This window comes from Donghicola tyrosinivorans (assembly GCF_003003355.1).
Taxonomy (GTDB): Bacteria; Pseudomonadota; Alphaproteobacteria; order Rhodobacterales; family Rhodobacteraceae; genus Donghicola; species Donghicola tyrosinivorans.
Map to the genome: position 1 here is coordinate 1 of NZ_PVTQ01000026.1, position 21,068 is coordinate 21,068.

Genomic DNA, 21,068 nt, shown 5'->3' on the forward strand with positions numbered 1-21,068 from the left:
GCTTGAATTCTTCGCTGTGTCCGTTTGCCATTTCCGTTCTCCTTTTCGGCAAAATACCAAGTCAAAGAAACGGAACAAATCCGTGGCAAGTCCAGTCTACGGCGCCACGTGGCAGAGGTCGGTTCGACAGCTTCGCGACGCCGGCATTGAACCTCTGGGAGGACGAGAAGGTCCGTTCGGGCACGTCTACTTGCGTGCAGACACCGACCCCATCCTATCTTAACCAACTGATTTCTCTAAAGACAAAGAGGCGCGGGGCAAAATCCCGCCGCCTCTTTGCGCTCGCTTCCACTCAAACGGAAATCAGTTCTTGGAAAACCTATGGTGTGATTTGTGGAAAAGACATGCGGTAACTGACAGTGAGGGGTGAGTGACACCGACCCGAGATCAATACGACCTCCGCAGGCACAAGCGGACTCAACCTATAGGAGATGATGAAATGGAGCGGATTTCCGCTCCATTTTCTTTTCAAATCAATGCCTTGCGGGGCGTTTCACTTAAAGAAGCACCCTTCTTGAAGCAATTGCGCACGCTCTTAAATTTTCTTTGCGCACGCTTCTCCTTTTTCTGACTCTAGCGCCAACGCACCAATCAGCCGCACTTACTGTGGCCACAGCTGGGACAGGTCATGCAACCTTCGACCATGCGCATGCCGAACTGACCGCAGCTAGGGCAGGCTTTTCCACGAGGCTGGTCCAGATTGACAACTTGCTGGTTCGCGGTGGGGTCATTTTTCAGGCCCATGCCCTCGCCTTCCATGAAGCCGATCGAGACCAGATGGGTCTCTAGCGCGCCGCCGATCGCAGCAAGGATCGAGGGGATGTACTTGCCCTTGATCCACGCGCCGCCACGGGGGTCGAACACGGCCTTCAGCTCTTCGACCACAAAGCTCACGTCACCACCACGGCGGAACACAGCCGAGATCATGCGCGTCAGCGCAACGGTCCAGGCAAAGTGCTCCATGTTTTTCGAGTTGATGAAGACCTCGAACGGACGGCGACGGCCGCCGACGATGATGTCGTTCACAGTCAGGTAGATCGCGTGCTCGCTATCGGGCCACTTCAGCTTGTAGGTGTTGCCTTCCAGCGTCTGGGGACGATCCAGCGGCTCGGACAGGTAAACGACATCTGCGCCTTCATCCGCCTCGGGGGCCGCGTCGCTGTCTTCGCTGACCGACAGAACCGAGCCAGTGACATCGTTCGGACGGTAGGTGGTACAACCCTTACAGCCCTGATCCCACGCCTGCATGTAGACGTCTTTGAAGTCATCAAAGCTGATGTCTTCGGGGCAGTTGATGGTCTTGGAGATCGAACTGTCGATCCACTTCTGTGCAGCGGCCTGCATCTTGACGTGGGCAGAGGGCTCCAGCGTCTGAGCGTTCACGAAATAGTCGGGCAGCGCGGTGTCGCCCTTCTTTTCACGCCACAGTTGGACCGCGTAATCCACCACTTCTTCTTCAGTGCGGCTGCCGTCTTTTTGCAGAACCTTACGCTTGTAGGCATAAGCAAAGACCGGCTCGATCCCAGAGCTGACGTTGCCCGCGTAAAGCGAAATGGTGCCAGTGGGTGCGATCGAGGTCAGCAGAGCATTGCGAATGCCGTGCTCTTTGATCTCGGCGCGGACGTCGTCGTCCATTTGCAGCATGTTGCCGCTGTTCAGGTAGGCATCCGCGTCAAACAGCGGGAAGGCACCCTTTTCTTTCGCCAGTTCGACCGAGGCAAGATAGGACGCGCGGGCGATCAGCTTCAGCCAAGCATCGGTCTGCGCGGCGGCCTCGTCGCTGCCGTATTTCAGGCCAACCATCAGCAGCGCGTCAGCCAGACCGGTGACACCCAGACCGATGCGGCGCTTTTGTTCGGCTTCGCGGGCCTGCGCTTCCAGCGGGAAGCGGCTGGCGTCCACAACGTTGTCCATCATGCGCACAGCGGTGGCGACCAGATCGGCCATCTTTTCTTCGTTCAGGACAGCGCCATCCTCAAACGCGTTGTCCACCAGACGCGCCATGTTGATCGAGCCCAGAAGGCATGCGCCATAGGGCGGCAGGGGCTGTTCACCGCAGGGGTTGGTGGCTGCGATGGTCTCGCAGTAGCCAAGGTTGTTCATCTGGTTGATGCGGTCGATAAAGATCACGCCCGGCTCGGCATAGTCGTAGGTCGACTTCATGATCTTGTTCCACAGATCACGGGCCTGAACGGTGTGGTAGATCTTGCCGTCAAACTGCAGATCCCAGCTACCGTCGGCCTTTACGGCCTCCATGAAGGCGTCGCTGATCAGAACCGAGACGTTGAACATGCGCAGACGGGCCGAGTCCGACTTCGCGGTAATGAAGTCCTCGATATCGGGGTGATCACAGCGCATGGTGGCCATCATCGCGCCACGGCGGCTGCCAGCCGACATGATGGTGCGGCACATGGCGTCCCAGACGTCCATGAACGACAGCGGGCCCGAGGCATCCGCTGCGACGCCCTTCACGTCCGCGCCCCGGGGACGGATGGTGCTGAAGTCATAGCCGATGCCGCCGCCCTGCTGCATGGTCAGGGCTGCCTCTTTCAGCATGTCGAAGATGCCAGCCATGCTGTCGGGGATCGTGCCCATAACAAAGCAGTTGAACAGTGTCACCGTGCGACCGGTGCCCGCGCCTGCGGTGATGCGGCCTGCGGGCAGGAATTTGAAATCTTCCAGCGCGCCGTAGAACTTTTCTTCCCACTTGGCCTGATCCTTTTCGACCACTGCCAGACTGCGGGCGATACGACGCCATGTGTCTTCGACGGTCTTGTCTTCGGGGGTGCCATCCGCATTCTTCAGACGGTACTTCATATCCCAAATTTGTTCGGCAATCGGAGCAGCAAAGCGGGTCATGTTCTTCCTCGGATTCGTGGGTTCGCGCAGGCCTGTGGAGCTATAGCACCCTCTCTCTGCAGGCAACCGCATATTTACCATTTTTGGACCATCTGTCACTAAATATATGCGGCAAATCGGGTTATGCACATATATGTTGTGGATAACCTGCGATACCCGCAGTACGTGTGAAACGCTACTTCAGCAGGGTTTCGGGGCACTCGGGCACGCTGCCCTTCTGATCTTAAACGCTTTTTTCCAGCGCTCGGCAGCAGGGCAAATGACAACCACCCCTTACACATTGCAGGAACATCGTCGGCGGCTTTGCACGCTCTCGCATTGCAAGCACCACAGTACCGATCACATGGGCTTTTCCACCCCTTCCCATCGCACGTCAGCCTGCTAGATAGAAGACATCTCCAGACAGTCAACTTGGCTCTCTGCCTTATTCGTCTAGAATGTCCCGCAAAACAGGAAGCCCCATGGCCGAGCCTATCAACCTGATAAAACTTTGCGTCGGTGCCGAAAGCGTCGAGGATCTGATCGAATGGCATCAGGATGCACGCTCACGCGGGCCGGATGGGCGAATCCGGCACGTCACCCGCATGTGGCCCAAGAAGGAAGAGCAACTGTTGGACGGTGGCTCTCTGTTCTGGGTGATCAAGGGAATCGTTCTGGCGCGGCAAAAGATTCTGGCTCTGGATGAAGTCATCAGCGTCGACGGCGTGCGCCGCTGCGCCATCGTGCTGGACCCAGAGGTCATCCGGACCGAGGCCATGCCCCGCCGCCCATTCCAAGGCTGGCGCTATTTGACCGAGAAAGACGCCCCGAAGGATCTGGCCGCAAGCCGCGCGAATGAAGACGCCCTGCCCGCCAGCCTCTCTGCGGCTTTGGCAGAGATAGGCGTGGTTTAACGCACATAAGATCGTCTTGCGGCAACCCTCGCACCTCGTCAGGATGTTTGAACTTCAGCAAATCCCCGAGGGCCCCATGGACGCACTACGTATCGACATTATCTCTGATGTGGTTTGCCCATGGTGCTACATCGGCTTTCGCCAGCTAGAGCGGGCGCTGGCCGCGACCGGAACCAAAGCTGACATTCACTGGCATCCGTTTGAGCTGAACCCTAAGATGCCCGCCGGTGGTCAGGACCTCTCCGAGCATCTGGCCGAAAAATACGGCACCACCCCCGCCCAAAGCGAAACCACCCGCAACCGCATCAGCGCCTTGGGGCGCGAGGTAGGCATTCGTTTCGAATGGGGCGACGACATGCGGATGCTGAACACCTTCGACGCCCATCGCCTGATACACTGGGCCGAAAGCCACGGACGCGCTCAGGACGTAAAGATGGCCTTGTTTGAGGCCTATTTCACCGAGGGCGCCGATATTTCAGACCACGAGACACTGGCCCTGATCGCCGCCATGACCGGTCTGCCAAAGGCCGACGCCAAAGCGATGCTAGCCAGCAAGGACGGGGTGAAAGAGGTGCGTGCCGCCGAGAAGGAATGGACCGAGGCAGGCGTCAGCAGCGTGCCTTCGGTCATTCTGGACGAGCGTTTCCTGATCAACGGCGCGCAAGGGGTGCAGGGGTATACCAACCTGCTCACCCGCTTGCGCAACGGCAGCCTTGGTTAAGGCTTAACCGCGCAGCTTCAGTTGGCGCAGCAGCGCCTCGCGGATATCGCGCTCTTCAGATGACAGCTTGATACCGCGGGCGCGGAACAAGGTTGCCTGCGACCGCAGCACCAGCGCATCCGAGAGGATCTTCAAATGGTTGGCGCGCAGCGTTTCACCCGAACTGGTGATGTCTGCCACAGCCTCGGCGGTGAGGTTCTTGATGGTGCCTTCGGTCGCCCCTTGGCTGTCCACCAACTGGTAATCGGCCACCCCATGAAGTTGCAGGTATTCCCGCACCAGACGGTGGTACTTGGTGGCGATCCGCAGGCGGAAGCCATGCTTGGCGCGGAAGGCCGCAGCCACCGCATCCAGATCGTCCAGCGTATCCACGTCCACCCAGACCTGGGGCACGGCGATGATCAGATCGGCCTGACCAAAGCCAAGCTCGGCCAGTTCTTCGACACGCTGTTCCCACTGGCTCAGCTTTTCGCGGATCAGGTCCTGTCCGGTCACACCCAGATGGATGCGGCCCGCTGCCAGTTCGCGCGGGATTTCCCCTGCGGACAGCAGCACCAGTTCGACACCGTCGATCCCTTCAACCTTGCCCGCATATTCGCGGTCCGATCCGGTCCGCGACAGGGTCACGCCCCGTTCAGCAAACCAGTCAAAGGTCTTTTCCATCAGACGCCCTTTGGAGGGCACACCGATTTTGATCGTCATGACAGACCTCCCAGATCCAGCACCAGACCGGGGCGGATTACGCCGCCAACGGCGGGGATTGCACTGCCCTGCCCCAGTTGCGCGGTTAGCGCATCATAGCGCCCGCCCGTAGCTACAGGCGGCAAGTCGGGACGATCCGCCGCCACAAATCCGAACACGAAGCCATCGTAATATTCCATCGAGGTCCGGCCATAGTTGGCCTCGAACTCCAGCGTATCAACGTCGATGCCCAAAGCCTTCAGCGCATCAATCCGATCGGACAACCGTTCAACCGCTTTGCTGATCGAAGGCATATCCACCGCCAGATCGCGTAGCTGCTCTAGCGCGAAGGGCGCGGTTTCCCGCACGGCCAGCAAGGCCTCAATGAGTTCCACTTGGTGGGCGCTTATAGGCGCCGCCTCGGCGTCCGCTTTCAGCGCGGCCAGACGGTCCCGAATTTCACCTTCGCTACGCAGCCCGATCAACGGACCAGCATTGGCCATCGGGTCCGCTTGCGCCAGCAGAGCCTTGCGTGCCGCAGACAACGGCACACGGCCCGCAAAGCGGTCCAACAGCGCACGGAACCGGCGCGGATGCCAGATGTGGCGCAGCAGCGCTGCCTTACGCTTGTCCGTGGTCTCCAGTCCCTGAACCGCAGCATGCAACAGGCCGATATCGCCCATCACTGCGCGCAGACCCATAGGCTTCAGCACCTCAGCGATACGGCCGAAGACCTCGGCCTCGGCGGCCACAGGGTTGGTACGATCGAAAATCTCGTAGCCGACCTGCAGGTATTCATTCGCCCGCTCGGGGTTTTCTTCCTGACGGCGGAAGACCTCGCCCGCATAGGTATATCGGGCAGGCTCGGCCCCTTGGGCCATATGCATCTGAACCACAGGAACGGTGAAGTCAGGACGCATGAACATCTCGCCGCGGGCGGGATCATAGGTCACATAGGCGCGCCCGCGGATGTCTTCGCCATAGAGGTCCAGCAGCGTGTCTGCGGGCAGCAGGAACGGCGGTTCAACCGGCACAGCGCCCAAAGCCTCAAAGCGGCTGCGCAGCTCTGCCGCCAGTTTACGTGGAGCGCTACGATCAATCATGAGTACAAATCCATAATTTCGCGCACCTTAGCGACCAATTCACCGCGCGGCACTTCGTATTGCGAGGGGCGGTCTTTCCACTCTTCCAGCGTCGCTTCTTCGGCCAGCTTGGCACCAAGGATCAGGTCCTTGATCTGGATAACGCCGCGCTCGGCCTCATCCCCGCCTTCGATAACGGCCACAGGGCTGTTGCGCTTGTCCGCGTACTTCAGCTGGTTGCCGAAGTTCTTGGGGTTTCCCAGATAGACTTCGGCGCGAATGCCTGCCTCGCGCAACTCACGCACCATCAGCTGGTAATCGGCCATACGGGCCTTATCCATCACGGTCACGACCACAGGACCACGGGCGCTCTCCTGACCGATCCGGCCCTTTGCCCGCAGCGCGGCCAGCAGACGGTCCACCCCGATCGAGACACCCGTCGCGGGCACGACCTGACCGGTAAAACGCTTGACCAGATCGTCATAACGCCCGCCACCGGCGACCGAACCGAACTGCCGCTTACGGCCCTTTTCATCGAAAATCTCGAAGGTCAGTTCGGCCTCATAAACCGGACCAGTGTAGTAGCCCAGACCACGAACCACCGAAGGATCAATGATGATCCGGTCAGAGCCATAGCCCTGCGCATCCAAGAGGTTCGCGATCTCTTCCAGCTCATCCACGCCCTCAGAGCCAATTTCAGAGGTCTCAACAATTTCACGCAAGACCGATACAGCGTAATCGTTCCAACTGGGTTCTCCTACGTCGCAATCGTCTACCAAGTGTAATAGATTCTGAGCTTCTGGCTCCAGATCATCGGAAGAATTTGCCGCTCGCGCGTCTTCCAAGCGGAGCATGAAATCGGCGTAGGCAGATGAGATCTTTTCCTTTGCACCGACAAAACGCATGATCTTTACGGCCTGCTCTGCCGCAAGACCCGCGCCTTTGGTGAAATCGCCACTGTCATCCTTGCGACCTTCGCCAAGCAAGGCGCGCACGCCGTCTTCACCCAGACGGTCCAGTTTGTCGATGGCGCGCAGAACAATGCCGCGCTCTTCTTCAAACTTGCTCTCATCGCTGGGATCCAGAACGCCAGCAACTTCCATCACACCGTTCAGAACTTTGCGATTGTTGATCCGCACAATGTAATCGCCGCGGGGGATACCCACACGTTCCAGCGTGTCAGACAGCATCGCGCAAATCTCGGCATCCGCTGCAACGCTAGGCGCACCAACAGTATCCGCATCACACTGATAGAACTGACGGAATCGGCCCGGACCGGGCTTTTCGTTGCGCCAGACTGGCCCCATCGCGTAACGGCGATAAGGGGTCGGCAGATCGTTCCGGAACTGGGCATAGACACGGGCCAGAGGCGCCGTCATGTCATAGCGCAAAGCCACCCAGCCGCTGTCTTCCTCTTCCCAACCGAAAACACCTTCATTCGGGCGATCCACGTCCGGCAAGAATTTCCCCAGCGCCTCAACAGTCTCGACCGCGCTGGTCTCAAGCGCGTCAAACCCATAGCGGCTGTAAACCTCGGCGATCTGCCGCAGCATTTCCTGACGCTCGGTCACCTCATGGCCGAAATAGTCACGAAAGCCTTTCGGGGTTTCGGCCTTGGGCCGGGGCTGTTTCTTGACTTTTGCCATGGGAACGCTCCTGATAAGGGGTCTTTTCGCGGCGCGGTGTAGCCTCTGATCGGCGCGGGGGCAAGCACGGCGAGACGCCAATCCACTTGGAATGTCAGGATTCAAGACCCATGGACGATCGAATTGAACGGCTCGAGATGCACGTTGCAGACCTCTTGCGCACCCAAGACGAGCTATCGGACGTCATTGCACGCCAATCAAACGAAATCGCGACCCTAACGCGCCGCGTGGCGATGCTGATGGAACGGGAAGCCCAGCGCGAACGCGACGCGGGAATCGCGGAGATTGTCGGCGACGAACGTCCACCGCACTACTAAGGCAGAGGGAAACGCTATGAGTATTTAAACAATAAGGAAGCCAACTTCTTTATTGCATAAATACTCACTGCCGAAGCAGACCAAAGGCGCCGCCAGTCCCTATTATGCGGCTTGCCGCGCCACGTTTTCATAGTGGCGCAGGTACTCAGACACGCTGTCGTCATCCAGTTCCTGCACATCCCAGATGCCATTCATGCTTTTCAGCGCGCCCATCACTTGTGGCGAGATCGCGAAGTTGGCCCCGAGATAGATTCGAACTTCATGTGGTGCGCCATCGATGTCGACGCCGATGAGGTTCACGAAGATATGCCCTTCAGCCATGCGCTTTCCCTTGGACTTCAGCGACTCGAGCAATTCACTAATCGCGGGGACAGCTTCGGCCTCGCGCAGGAAAATCTCGAGGCCGCTATTGCCGGTCACATCAGCCGCAATCGTGTCCAGAGGAGCCACACCGCGGGCAAGCAGCTTGAGCTGTTCGCTTTCCAATGTCGCCTCGACCGTGACGACTACGTTGGTGCCACTATCTAGAAACTCACGCGATTTTTCGAGTGTTTCAGAGAAGAGCGTCACCTCGTACTGACCAGTCGGATCGCTCAGCTGCACAAAGGCGAAGCGATTGCCTTTGGCGGATTTGCGTTCTTGTCGGCTGGCGACAACACCTGCCAGCTTTGCGATCTGGGGGCCGTCGTGGACCTTTTTGGACAGCTCATCCAAGGTCATGACCTTTTTCCGTTTCAGCACGCCGCGGTAATCATCCAGCGGGTGACCTGACAGGTAGAAACCGATCGCTTTGAATTCCTCGGCCAGACGCTCTGCCGGTAGCCAGTCGTTGCGGTTGGCAAGGCGCGGCTCCGGCAGGTCATCGCCGGCATCCCCGAAAAGCGAGACCTGATTGGAGGCACGCTGTTCATGGATCGCCGAGGAATAGGCGACCAGTTGTTCCAGACTGTCAAAGACCCGCGCTCGGTTGCCATCCAGCTGGTCAAAGGCCCCTGCCCGCGCCAGCATTTCCAGTGGTCGTTTGCCGATACGTTTCAGATCACAGCGGCGGGCAAAGTCGTAGATGGTGCTGAAGGGCTTGCCGTCCCGTGCCTCTTCGATCAGCCGCATCGCATCTGCGCCCACGTTCTTCAGCGCGCCCAGCGCATAGATTAGCTTGCCCTCGCCCACATCGAAGGTCGCCATCGAGCGGTTGACGCATGGCGGCACGATCTCGATCCCCAGACCGCCCTTTTCTTTGGCCTTGCGGACTTCATCGGCGTAAACGGCCAGCTTTTCCGTCAGGTGCGAGTCGCAGTTCATGACGCCTGCCATGAACTCGACCGGATGGTTCGCCTTTAGCCAAGCGGTCTGGTACGACACCACCGCATAGGCCGCCGCGTGGGATTTGTTAAAGCCGTAGTTGGCGAATTTTTCCAGCAGGTCGAAAACCTCGCCAGCTTTCTTCTCATCAACGCCGTTCTTCTTTGACCCTTCGGTAAACTTGGGGCGTTCGGCGTCCATCGCCTCTTTGATCTTTTTACCCATTGCACGGCGCAGAAGGTCCGCGCCGCCAAGGCTATAACCCGCCATGACCTGAGCGATCTGCATCACCTGCTCCTGATAAACGATGATGCCCTGGGTCTCGGCCAGAATGTGGTCAATGGTGGGGTGGATGGATTCCAGCTTGCGCAGGCCGTGCTTGACCTCACAGTAGACGGGGATGTTCTCCATCGGGCCGGGACGGTAAAGGGCCACCAGCGCAACGATGTCTTCGATACAGGTGGGCTTCATGCGCTTGAGCGCGTCCATCATGCCCGAGCTTTCCACCTGGAACACGGCGACCGTCTTCGCATCGGCGTAAAGCTTGTAGGTCCGCTCATCGTCCAGCGGGATGGCGTTGATCTGGTTCTTGGCCCCTTCGGCGGGCACGTATAATTCCGTCCCGTCGGGGGCCACATGCAGATCACGGCCCCCTTTGTGGATCAGGTTCATGGCGTTCTGGATGACGGTCAGGGTCTTCAGACCCAGAAAGTCGAACTTCACCAGACCGGCCTGTTCCACCCATTTCATGTTGAACTGGGTCGCGGGCATGTCCGAGCGCGGATCCTGATAGAGCGGCACCAGTTCATCCAGAGGACGGTCCCCGATCACCACACCTGCTGCGTGGGTCGAGGCGTTGCGCAGCAGGCCTTCGATCTGCTGGCCATAGGTCAGAAGGCGATCCACCACCTCTTCGTTGCGGGCCTCTTCGCGCAGGCGCGGCTCATCCAGCAGGGCCTGTTTGATCGAGACCGGCTTTACCCCTTCGACAGGGATCATCTTGGACAGGCGGTCCACCTGACCGTAAGGCATTTGCAGCACGCGGCCTACGTCACGCACAGCGGCCTTGGACAGCAACGCACCGAAAGTGATGATCTGCGCCACCTTGTCCCGACCGTATTTCTCTTGCACGTATTGGATCACCTCTTCGCGGCGATCCATACAGAAGTCGATGTCGAAGTCAGGCATCGACACCCGTTCCGGGTTCAGAAAGCGTTCGAATAGCAGGCTGTAACGCAATGGATCAAGGTCGGTAATGGTCAGCACGTAAGCAACCAGCGAGCCTGCACCCGAACCACGGCCCGGACCCACAGGAATATCGTGGTCCTTGGCCCATTTGATAAAGTCCGCAACGATCAGGAAGTAACCGGGGAAACCCATGCCTTCGATGATGTCTAACTCGAACTTCAGGCGTTCTTCGTATTCTTTCCGTGGCGCAACAGCTTCGATCACGGCCAGACGCTGGTCCAGACCTTCCCACGCCTGACGGCGCAGTTCCTCGACCTCATCGTCGGCGAATTTCGGCAGGATCGGTGCCCGCTTTTCGGCCTTGTAAGCGCAGCGCTTGGCGATCTCGACGGTATTTTCCAGTGCCTCGGGCAGATCGGCGAAGAGGGTCGCCATCTCTTGCGGAGACTTGAAGTAATGTTCGCGGGTCAGGCGGCGGCGCGGGTCCGCTTGGTCTACATAGGTCCCTTCGGCGATACAGATCAGCGCGTCATGGGCCTCATAGATTTCGGGTTTGGGGAAATAGACGTCATTGGTCGCCACCAAGGGCAGGTCCATGGCATAAGCCATTTCCACAAAGCCGCGCTCGGTCTGGCGTTCGTTCTGGGGCAAGCCATCCTCGGCAGGATGGCGCTGCAATTCCACATAAAGGCGGTCGCCGTAAATCTTGGCCAGCCGCTGCATCAGCGCCTCGGCGGCGGGACGCTGACCTGCCTGCAACAACATCCCCACAGGACCATCGGCCCCGCCAGTCAGACAGATCAGGTCTTCGGAATGCAGTTCCAGCTCATCCAACGTAACCCGAGGCAGCTCTCCGTCGCGCTTGAAATAAAGTGCGCTGTTCAGCTTCATCAGGTTCATATAGCCGGCCTCGGATTGGGCCAGCAGAACGATCGGTGCAGGTGGCTTGGGCCGTTCCCCGACGGCGGGTGCCATGTAAGCCACGGCGATCTGGATCCCGAGGATCGGCTGCACCCCCGCGCCCTTGGCGTATTCCGAAAACTCCAACGCGCAGAAGTTATTATTGGTGTCCGTGACCGCAACAGCGGGCATGCCCGCGGCCTCACAAAGACCAGACAGTTTTTTGACCGTAACCGCTCCTTCCAGAAGGGAATATTCGGTATGGACGCGCAGGTGAATGAATCGGGGATCAGTGCTCATGGGGCGAAGATAGGCCATCCATCACATTCCCGCCAGCGCCCCTTTCATCCGTTGCTTGATCCGATCACGCAGACGTAGCTTGCGCGGAAGTGCCCTTCTTTTGACTGAGTCGTCGTGGACCCAATTTTCGCGTTTGCCCTTGTGGGCTTTTTTGCGCAGCTTGCCGACAGTGCCCTAGGCATGGGTTTCGGTGTGATTTCTTCATCTGTTCTTCTGGCTCAGGGTGTGCCGCCTCCGATGGTCTCGGCTGCTGTGAACGCGGCCAAACTGCCCACGGGCGTGGCCTCGGCCTTTTCCCATACGCTGAACCACAACATCGACTGGCGGATTTTTCTACCCGTCGCCGCATCAGGGATCGCGGGTGGCATCACTGGTGCGCTGATATTGGGCGAGTTCAAACGCCCCCTGCTGACCTTCATCATTGCCGGATACCTGATCCTGATCGGCCTTTTGATCCTGCGCCGCGCGATTGTTGGCAATAACGCACGGCTGATCGGTAAAGTCCCACGCGGCGGCATCGGCTTTATGGGCGGTCTGATCGAAGGGATCGGCGGCAGCTGGGGCCCCGTGGTCACCAGTGGCCTTATAGGCAGCGGGATCGAGCCCCGCCGCGCCATCGGCTCATCCGCGCTGGCCGAACTTTGCGTCAGCCTTACGGTATTTCTAGTGCTTATGGGCAGCTTTCACGCAGGCCGTTGGGGCAACGAGCGGGAATTTCACGAAGTAATCCGCCCCGTAATCGGCCTGATCGCTGGCGGTGTGCCTGCCGCGCTGATCGGCGGAAAGCTGGCCGCCATCGTCCCGCGCCGCCCGCTCAGCATCGCTGTGGGTCTTCTGGCGCTGACCATCGGCGTGCAACGGCTTGTTTCATTAATGTAGTCTCCGGCGAAGACGCCCAAAAGGCATGCAAGACGTCGAAAAAATTTGCATTTGCCGCAGAGTTTCTCTTGCCACTGACAGGGCGGCGTTTCTAACCTAAAGGTCAAAGAACGCCCGCCCGTCTTCTACGTCGCATCGAAGGCAGGCATCTACGGGCCAACGGGTAAGGCGACGGGTTTCACGTATGAATATCTCGTTTCTTCTGAACGGAGAGACAGTGGATCTGGCCGAGGTCTCGCCCACGACGACCCTACTGGACTGGTTGCGCCTTGATCGCGGCCTGTGCGGCACCAAAGAAGGCTGCAACGAAGGGGACTGCGGCGCTTGCACGGTGATGGTACAGGATGCCGCTGGCCTGCGCGCCATGAACGCCTGCATTCTGTTCCTGCCCCAACTGCACGGCAAAGCGGTCCGCACGGTTGAGGGCATCCGCGCCGATGATGGCGGGCTGCACCCTGTCCAGCAGGCAATGGTGGACCACCACGGCAGCCAATGCGGGTTCTGCACACCGGGCTTTATCGCCTCGATGGCGACGGCCCACGCGAACGGGGCCATGGATTTCAACGACCGGCTGGCAGGAAATCTGTGTCGCTGTACTGGCTACGCGCCAATCATCCGCGCCGCCGAGGCTGCGGCCAAAACTCCAGCGCCCACGTGGATCACCGGCGATCTGGCGGCTGTGACAGCCGCCGCAAGCGATGAGGCGGCCCCGGCCCTGCCGGGGTCCTCCGATGCGCTTGCCGCCCTGCTGGAAAAAGATCCCGATACCCGCATTATCGCGGGCGGCACCGATGTAGGGCTTTGGGTCACCAAGCAGCTGCGCGATTTGGGGCCAGTGGCCTTCCTGCACCGCTGTGAGGATTTGCGCCAGATCGAGGTGACCGATGACTCCATCCGCATCGGCGCCGCCGTCACGATTGAAGAACTTCGCGCGGTGATCTTTGCCCACCACCCGGACTTTGCCGAGATGCTTCGCCGCTTCGGCTCGGCGCAGGTGCGGGCGGCTGCGACTGTGGGAGGAAACATCGCCAACGGCTCGCCCATCGGGGACAGCCCGCCTGCCCTGATCGCCCTGAATGCCAAGCTGCACCTGCGCAAGGGCGACAAGCGGCGCACGATCCCGCTAGAGAAGTTCTTTCTGGATTACGGCAAGCAGGATCGCGAACCGGGTGAATTCGTTGAGGCTTTATCGATCCCACGGCAACCGGATCGTCTGGCGGTCTACAAGATATCGAAACGCTTTGATCAGGACATCTCGGCGCTTTGCGGGGCGTTCAACATCACGGTCGAGGACGGCAAAGTCACTGACGCCCGTATCGCCTTTGGCGGCATGGCGGGCATCCCCAAACGCGCCCACCACGTAGAAGCCGCCCTGATCGGCGAGACTTGGGGTGCAGAGGCTATCGCGCAGGCATGGACCGCGTGGGAAAAGGACTATGCCCCCCTGTCGGACATGCGCGCCAGCGCCAATTACCGGCTGGAGGTCGCCCGCAACCTGCTGACCCGCTATTATCTGGAAGACCTTGGTGCCCGCACCCGCGTGCTAGAGGTGCAACCATGAGCGTCAGCACCTCTTTGCCCCACGACAGCGCCGTTGCCCATGTGACAGGGGATGCGCGCTATATCGACGACATCCCCACCCCGCAGGGCTGCTTGCATCTGGCCTTTGGCCTGTCGGAATGCGCCCACGGCGACATCATCGCGATGGAACTGGCAGCCGTCCGCGCGGCAGATGGCGTGGTGGCAGTTCTGACCGCCGACGACCTACCCTTCACAAACGATGTCTCACCCTCAATCCATGATGAGCCACTGCTGGCCACCGGCAAGGTCCATTATGTGGGGCAGCCCTTGTTTCTGGTCGTCGCCACCAGCCATCTGGCAGCACGCAAGGCCGCAAGGCTGGCTCAGGTCCGCTATAAGTCTTTGCCTGCGATCCTGTCGATTGATGTGGCTCTGGCCGCAAACAGCCGCTTTGAAGAAGGCCCCCGCATCTATTCCCAAGGAGACGCGGCTGCAGCAATCAAAGCTGCTCCCCATGCGCTGGAAGGCACCATCGAGATGGGCGGGCAAGAGCATTTCTATCTGGAAAGCCAAGCCGCCCTTGCCCTGCCACAAGAAGGCGGCGAGATGGTAGTGCATAGCTCGTCCCAGCACCCCACCGAGATACAGCACAAAGTGGCCGAGGCCTTGGGCTTGCCCATGCACGGTGTCCGCGTCGAGGTGCGCCGGATGGGCGGGGGCTTTGGCGGTAAGGAAAGTCAGGGCAACGCCTTGGCCGTCGCCTGTGCCGTGGCCGCGCGTCAAACAGGCCGCGCCTGCAAGATGCGCTATGATCGGGATGACGACATGGTCATCACCGGCAAGCGCCATGATTTCCGCATCAGCTACCGCGTTGGCCACGATGATGAAGGGCGCATTCAAGGGATCGAGTTCTGGCAATACACCCGCTGCGGGTGGGCGCAGGACCTAAGCCTTGCCGTTGCCGATCGGGCCATGCTGCATGCGGATAACGCCTATTTCTTGCAAGACGTCAGGATCGAGAGCCACCGCCTGCGCACCAACATGCAAAGCGCCACCGCCTTCCGCGGCTTTGGCGGCCCGCAGGGCTTACTGGGGATTGAGCGGGTGCTGGATCATATCGCCCACGCCACCGGCCGAGACCCGACCGACGTGCGCAAACGCAATTACTATGCGCCTATGGGACGGGGCGCGGGGGGGCTGTCTGCCCCCCACGCGGCGACGCCGCGCCCCCCCGAAGGTATTTCCACCAAGATGAAAGGGCAGATCACCCCTTATGGACAGGAGGTGACGGATTTTATCCTGCACGAGATGACCAGCTCGCTTGCGAACACCTGCAATCTTACAGGGCGCCGTGCGAAGATTGCCGAGTGGAATGCCGCCAATCCGATCTTGAAGCGTGGGATTGCCCTGACGCCGGTGAAATTCGGGATCTCGTTCACGTTGACCCATCTGAATCAGGCGGGGGCTTTGGTGCATGTGTATCAGGATGGCTCGGTCGCGGTGAACCACGGAGGCACCGAGATGGGTCAGGGCCTTTATCGCAAGGTGGGGCAAGTGGCGGCTGCCTGTTTCGGGGTCAGTACCGATGCGGTGCGGCTGACGGCAACAGATACCTCGAAGGTGCCCAATACCTCGGCCACGGCGGCGTCTTCGGGGACCGATCTGAACGGAATGGCCGTGGATGCCGCCTGCCGGACAATCCGTGCGCGGATGGCAGAGCATCTGGCACGTGCCTATGGGGTGACGCCAGCGCTGGTGCTATTTGCCAATGGTTCGGTGCGGATCGGAGATACCCGTATCCCCTTCGCCGAGGCCGCCAAGCAGTGTTATGAGGCGCGTGTCAGCCTCTCGGCCACGGGGTTTTACAAGACGCCCGATATCAGCTGGGATCGCATCAAAGGCGACGGGCGGCCGTTTTTCTATTTTGCTTACGGGGCGGCCTGTAGCGAGGTGGTGGTAGACACGCTGACTGGAGAATATCGCATCCTGCGCACGGACATCCTGCATGATGCGGGGCGAAGTCTGAACCCAGCGATTGATCTGGGTCAGATCGAAGGGGGCTTTGTTCAAGGGGCGGGCTGGCTGACCACTGAAGAGCTGGTCTGGGATGACAAGGGGCGGCTGCGGACCCATGCGCCTTCAACCTACAAGATCCCTGCGGCTTCGGACCGGCCTGAGGTCTTTAACGTGGCACTCTGGGATGCGGACAACCCAGAGCGCACCATTCACCGGTCAAAAGCAGTGGGAGAGCCGCCATTCAATCTTGGGGTCTCGGTGTTTCTGGCACTATCGGACGCGATCGCGGCATGTGGCAGCGCCTATCCGGCGCTGGATGCCCCCGCGACGCCCGAGCGCGTGCTGGCGGCGATCATGCGGGTGCGCGGCGATGTTTGATCGGGCCGAGCTAGAACGCGCAATCATGGCCCACGGAACTGTGGCGCGAATTGTGTTGCTGGATGTACGCGGATCGGTGCCGCGCCCTGCGGGCACAGCGATGCTGGTTTGGGACGGCGGTCAGTCGGGCACCATTGGTGGGGGAGCGCTGGAATATGAAGCCAGCCGCGCGGCGCTAAAGGCCATAGGCAGCGATGTGGTGCGCACTTATCCTCTTGGCCCTGCTCTGGGGCAATGTTGCGGCGGCTCTGTCACCGTTTTGATCGAGACCTATGATGCAGCCCGTCTGGCCGGTGTACCGGACACAGGGCGCTTTACCCGTAGCCTTCCCATCAGCGGGCGGCAGTATTCCGAGGAGATCCGCCCAGCGGGGCAACCTTTGGTGATCTGGGGCGCGGGTCACGTGGGGCGGGCGATGGTCAGCGTCATGGCGCCCTTGCCCGATTTCCAGATCACATGGGTGGATACGGGGCCCGAGCGCTTTCCCGAACAGATGCCGCAGGGTATTGACCCGACCGTCGCCCAGACGCCGGAAAAGCTGGTGCCGCATTTACCCAAAACCGCAGATCACCTGATTCTGACCTACAGCCACGATATCGACTTTGCGCTATGCCATAGATTGCTTTCGCACGGATTTCGCAACTGTGGGTTGATCGGGTCCGAAACCAAGTGGGCGCGGTTCCGGAAACGGCTGTTGACCCTTGGTCACCGCAGCGACGCGATATCGCGCATTACATGCCCCATCGGCGATCCGCGCCTTGGCAAACACCCGCAAGCCATTGCCGTTGGTGTCGCTGCTGCGCTACTAAATGCATCAAACGAACAAGAAATCATCAGGGACGGGACACAGTGGGCACAGCACTCCTCTCACTCTCGGGGTTGACCAAAACCTATCCGGGCGTTGTCGCCAACAGTGATGTGGGCTTCGACATCCAGCCGGGCGAAGTCCATGCGCTGCTTGGCGAGAACGGAGCGGGCAAGTCCACGCTGGTCAAGATGATCTACGGTCTGGTTGCACCGGACAGTGGCCAGATGACCCTGAATGACGTGCCCTTCAGTCCCGCTGATCCCAACGCGGCCCGTGCGGCTGGCGTTGCGATGGTCTTCCAGCACTTTAGCCTCTTTGATGCCCTGAGCGTGGCCGAGAATGTGGCCCTTGGCATGGACAACCCGCCGCCGCGCCGTGAGCTTTCCGATAAAATCCGCACCGTATCAAAAGCTTATGGCCTGCCGCTGGACCCGCAGCGCACTGTCGGGGACCTCTCGGCAGGTGAGCGCCAGCGGGTCGAGATCATCCGCTGTCTGCTACAGGACCCCAAGCTGCTGATCATGGATGAACCGACCAGCGTTCTGACCCCGCAAGAGGTAGAAATTCTGTTCAAGACCCTGCGCAAGCTGTCGGCAGAGGGCACCGCGATCCTTTATATCTCGCACAAACTGGAAGAAATCCGGTCCCTGTGTGACACCGCCACGATCCTGCGCCTTGGGAAAAAGGTGGCCACCTGCACCCCTGCTGAACGAACCGCAGCCGAACTGGCCGAGATGATGGTGGGCTCTAGCCTGCGCCCACCTGAGCGCCGCGCACACGAGCCGGGCGGCGTTCTGCTTGAAGTCAACGACCTGACCATAGCGCCCACGCAGGCCTTTGGAACGCGGCTGCAAAACATCAGCTTTTCCCTGCGCATGGGTGAAATTCTGGGGATCGGCGGCGTAGCGGGCAATGGTCAGGATGAACTGCTGGCGGCTCTGTCCGGCGAAGTCCTGACGGATGCCAGTGCCATTGTAATGCAAGGTACTGCGGTTGGTGCGATGGGGCCGACCGGCAGGCGCAACCGCGGCCTGCTGACCGCACCCGAAGAACGTCTGGGCCACGCTGCCGCCCCCGAAATGACCCTGACCGAGAACGCCCTACTGACAGGCTCCAAGCGTCAGGCGCTGGTCAAAGGTGGCTGGATCAACTGGGCCGCCGCCAAAGGCTTTGCCGAACACATCATCCACCATTTCGACGTGCGCACGCCGGGGCCAGAGGTGGCCGCGCGTGCGTTGTCGGGGGGCAACCTGCAAAAGTTCGTCATTGGCCGCGAGGTGCTGCAAGAGCCCCACGTGCTGGTGGTCAACCAACCCACATGGGGGGTGGATGCCAGCGCAGCGGCCTCGATCCGGCAAGCGCTGCTGGATCTGGCCGCCGATGGGGCTGCCATCATTTGTATTTCACAAGATCTGGACGAGTTGATGGAGATCAGCGACCGCTTCGCCGCGCTGAATGAGGGCAAGCTGTCCCCTATTCGCGCCACCGCTGACCTGACGGTTGAGGAGATCGGCCTGATGATGGGCGGCGCGCACGGGATGGAGGTGGCCGATGCTTAAGATCGAAAAACGCGCCTCGCCTTCGAAAACGTGGAACTGGGCCGCGCCGATCATGGCGGTTGCGCTGACGATGATCGTGGGCGGCGCGTTGTTTGGACTGTTGGGGGTGAACCCGTTTCAGGCCATCGCCAAGATTTTCTATGAGCCGCTGTTCGGCGAATACGCCTTTTACTATCGGCCGCAATTAATGATCAAAGCCGCGCCTCTGGTGCTGATTGCAATCGGTCTATCGATGGGCTTTCGCGCAGGCATCTGGAACATCGGCGCCGAAGGTCAGTACATCATGGGTGCCCTTTCAGGCGCGGGTCTTGCGCTGGCGCTTTATCCGATGGAACTGCCCATCCTGCTGCCCCTCATGGTGATTGCGGGCGCGTTAGGCGGGATGCTTTGGGGGCTGATCCCCGGCTATCTGAAGGTGAAATTCGGCACCAACGAAATTCTGGTCTCGCTCATGCTGGTCTATGTGGCCGAGCAGATCTTGGCCTCGATGGCGCTGGGTTTGATGAAGAACCCCGAAGGCATGGGCTTTCCCGGCTCGCGCAACCTGCAACAATACCCCAGCGCCCATAACGCAGAGATTTTTGCAGGTAGCGGCATGCATTGGGGCGTGGCGGCGGCGCTGATTGCGGTGATCTTTGCCTATGTCATGCTGACCCGTCACATGTTCGGCTTTCAGTTGCGCCTGTCAGGCATCGCCCCCCGCGCGGCCAAGTTTGCAGGTGTGGACCCCGGTCGGATGATCCTGATCTGTATGGGTCTGTCCGGCGCGCTGGCCGGTATGGCGGGCCTCTTCGAGATTGCAGGCCCTGCGGGCCAAGTCAGCATCGATTTCAACGTGGGCTACGGCTTTACCGCGATCATCGTGGCCTTCCTTGGCCGCCTGAATCCCATCGGCATTCTGCTGGCGGGTCTTTTGCTGGCGATCACCTATGTGGGCGGCGAGATTACGCAAAGCCAGATGGGTCTGCCCTTAGCGGCGATCCAGCTATTCCAAGGCATGCTGCTGTTCTTCCTGCTGGCGATGGACATGCTGACCAATTACCGCTTTCGCCGAAGCACCAAGGAGGCCGTGTGATGGATCTTTCTTCGATCAACCCGGTCCTGCTGGTGGCCAGCCTGATGATCACCGCCACCCCCCTGCTGCTGGCCGCCTTGGGCGAGCTTGTGGTGGAACGCGCTGGCGTTCTGAACCTTGGGGTTGAGGGCATGATGATCACCGGCGCGGTTTGCGGCTTTATCATCACCGTGGAAACCGGATCGCCTTGGATGGGCTTCTTGCTGGCCGCTGTCGCGGGCGCGGTGCTGTCCATGCTGTTTGCCCTGCTGACGCAGGTATTTCTGGCGAACCAAGTGGCCTCTGGTCTGGCGCTAACGTTGTTCGGCCTTGGCCTCTCGGCCCTGCTGGGGCGCGAGTATGTGGGGATCAAGCCGCCTTCGACCCCGAAGCTGGACCTTGGCCCGCTGGCCGATCTGCCGATCATCGGACGGGCGTTCTTCAGCCATGACATCATCGTCTATTTCGCACTGGCGATGACCGTGGCGATCTGGTTCTTCTTGCAGCGCACCCGCGCGGGTTTGACCCTGCGCGCCGTGGGCGAGAACCATGATGCGGCCCACGCCCTTGGCTATAAGGTCGTGTTGATCCGCTTTGCCGCCATCGCCTTTGGCGGCGCGATGGCCGGATTGGGCGGCGCGTACATCAGCCTTGTGCGCGTGCCTCAATGGACCGAAGGTATGACGGCGGGCATCGGCTGGATCGCCCTTGCCCTCGTTGTCTTTGCTAGTTGGAAGCCGGGACGCGTTGTCCTTGGCGCCTATCTTTTCGGTGGCGTCGGTGTCTTGCAGTTGAACCTGCAAGCCGCAGGCGTCAGCATTCCGGTCGAGTATCTTGCCTCGGCCCCCTATGTGGTCACGATCATCGCCTTGGTGATCATGTCGAAAGACCGCAGCGGGGCACCGGCATCGCTTGGCCGTCCGTTCCACGCCTCAAGCTGAGGCGATAAAAAGACCACCAACAG

General features: G+C 60.1%; 16 protein-coding genes. 11 read left to right on the forward strand and 5 right to left on the reverse strand.

Translation table 11 applies throughout. The features are described 5' to 3' along the window. Nucleotides 1–353, forward strand: a 353-nt coding sequence (locus CLV74_RS23055) for a hypothetical protein (protein WP_211299095.1), incomplete at its 5' end; no start/stop codon positions are given. Between the two features lie 238 nt (nucleotides 354–591). On the opposite strand, the gene CLV74_RS20605 is transcribed toward CLV74_RS23055, so the two are convergent. After that, nucleotides 592–2,859 carry an adenosylcobalamin-dependent ribonucleoside-diphosphate reductase gene (locus CLV74_RS20605; RefSeq protein WP_106268478.1) on the reverse strand — a complete coding sequence of 756 codons (2,268 nt, stop codon included), beginning with the start codon at nucleotides 2,857–2,859 and terminating at the stop codon, nucleotides 592–594. A 461-nt stretch (nucleotides 2,860–3,320) separates the two neighbouring features. On the opposite strand from CLV74_RS20605, the gene CLV74_RS20610 reads away from it, so the two are divergent. Both CLV74_RS20610 and CLV74_RS20615 read left to right on the forward strand, forming a co-directional pair. After that, the gene (locus tag CLV74_RS20610; RefSeq protein WP_106268480.1) at nucleotides 3,321–3,752 is read left to right on the forward strand and encodes a DUF1489 family protein; all 432 of its coding nucleotides are present in this window, start codon (nucleotides 3,321–3,323) and stop codon (nucleotides 3,750–3,752) included. 76 nt (nucleotides 3,753–3,828) lie between these two features. Next, entirely contained in the window at nucleotides 3,829–4,473 is a 645-nt protein-coding gene (locus CLV74_RS20615) for a DsbA family oxidoreductase (protein WP_106268482.1), read from the forward strand. A gap of 3 nt (nucleotides 4,474–4,476) precedes the next feature. On the opposite strand, the gene hisG is transcribed toward CLV74_RS20615, so the two are convergent. Genes hisG through hisS form a run of 3 tightly spaced genes read right to left on the reverse strand, consistent with a single transcriptional unit; the run spans nucleotide 4,477 to nucleotide 7,882 of the window. Further along, entirely contained in the window at nucleotides 4,477–5,175 is a 699-nt protein-coding gene (gene hisG, locus CLV74_RS20620) for an ATP phosphoribosyltransferase (protein WP_106268484.1), read from the reverse strand. Continuing rightward, nucleotides 5,172–6,257, reverse strand: a complete 1,086-nt coding sequence (locus tag CLV74_RS20625) for an ATP phosphoribosyltransferase regulatory subunit (RefSeq protein ID WP_106268486.1) — start codon at nucleotides 6,255–6,257, stop codon at nucleotides 5,172–5,174. The genes hisG and CLV74_RS20625 overlap by 4 nt, the downstream gene beginning before the upstream one ends. Further along, the gene (hisS, locus tag CLV74_RS20630; protein WP_106268488.1) at nucleotides 6,254–7,882 is read right to left on the reverse strand and encodes a histidine--tRNA ligase; all 1,629 of its coding nucleotides are present in this window, start codon (nucleotides 7,880–7,882) and stop codon (nucleotides 6,254–6,256) included. Before hisS ends, CLV74_RS20625 begins: the two co-directional genes overlap by 4 nt. Nucleotides 7,883–7,992: 110 nt before the next feature. Here hisS and CLV74_RS20635 point away from each other — a divergent pair, with 110 nt between their 5' ends. After that, the gene (locus CLV74_RS20635) at nucleotides 7,993–8,199 is read left to right on the forward strand and encodes a SlyX family protein (protein ID WP_106268490.1); all 207 of its coding nucleotides are present in this window, start codon (nucleotides 7,993–7,995) and stop codon (nucleotides 8,197–8,199) included. A gap of 102 nt (nucleotides 8,200–8,301) precedes the next feature. On the opposite strand, the gene dnaE is transcribed toward CLV74_RS20635, so the two are convergent. Continuing rightward, nucleotides 8,302–11,889, reverse strand: coding sequence for a DNA polymerase III subunit alpha (gene dnaE / locus CLV74_RS20640; RefSeq protein WP_106268536.1), 3,588 nt, complete (start codon nucleotides 11,887–11,889; stop codon nucleotides 8,302–8,304). A 114-nt stretch (nucleotides 11,890–12,003) separates the two neighbouring features. On the opposite strand from dnaE, the gene CLV74_RS20645 reads away from it, so the two are divergent. From CLV74_RS20645 to CLV74_RS20675, 7 genes are all read left to right on the forward strand, one after another. Next, nucleotides 12,004–12,768 carry a sulfite exporter TauE/SafE family protein gene (locus CLV74_RS20645; protein WP_106268492.1) on the forward strand — a complete coding sequence of 255 codons (765 nt, stop codon included), beginning with the start codon at nucleotides 12,004–12,006 and terminating at the stop codon, nucleotides 12,766–12,768. A gap of 184 nt (nucleotides 12,769–12,952) precedes the next feature. Further along, complete coding sequence (gene xdhA, locus CLV74_RS20650) at nucleotides 12,953–14,329, forward strand: xanthine dehydrogenase small subunit (RefSeq protein ID WP_106268494.1); 1,377 nt, start codon at nucleotides 12,953–12,955, stop codon at nucleotides 14,327–14,329. Next, the gene (gene xdhB / locus CLV74_RS20655) at nucleotides 14,326–16,683 is read left to right on the forward strand and encodes a xanthine dehydrogenase molybdopterin binding subunit (protein ID WP_106268496.1); all 2,358 of its coding nucleotides are present in this window, start codon (nucleotides 14,326–14,328) and stop codon (nucleotides 16,681–16,683) included. Before xdhA ends, xdhB begins: the two co-directional genes overlap by 4 nt. Before the next feature lie 25 nt (nucleotides 16,684–16,708). Next, entirely contained in the window at nucleotides 16,709–17,566 is an 858-nt protein-coding gene (gene xdhC, locus CLV74_RS20660) for a xanthine dehydrogenase accessory protein XdhC (protein WP_245888640.1), read from the forward strand. Then, complete coding sequence (locus CLV74_RS20665; RefSeq protein ID WP_106268500.1) at nucleotides 17,533–19,050, forward strand: ABC transporter ATP-binding protein; 1,518 nt, start codon at nucleotides 17,533–17,535, stop codon at nucleotides 19,048–19,050. The genes xdhC and CLV74_RS20665 overlap by 34 nt, the downstream gene beginning before the upstream one ends. Continuing rightward, nucleotides 19,043–20,125, forward strand: a complete 1,083-nt coding sequence (locus CLV74_RS20670) for an ABC transporter permease (protein ID WP_106268502.1) — start codon at nucleotides 19,043–19,045, stop codon at nucleotides 20,123–20,125. Before CLV74_RS20665 ends, CLV74_RS20670 begins: the two co-directional genes overlap by 8 nt. Continuing rightward, nucleotides 20,125–21,045 (forward strand): ABC transporter permease, encoded by a 921-nt coding sequence (locus tag CLV74_RS20675; RefSeq protein WP_106268504.1) that lies wholly within the window; start codon nucleotides 20,125–20,127, stop codon nucleotides 21,043–21,045. The genes CLV74_RS20670 and CLV74_RS20675 overlap by 1 nt, the downstream gene beginning before the upstream one ends. The last annotated feature ends 23 nt before the right edge of the window (nucleotides 21,046–21,068 follow it).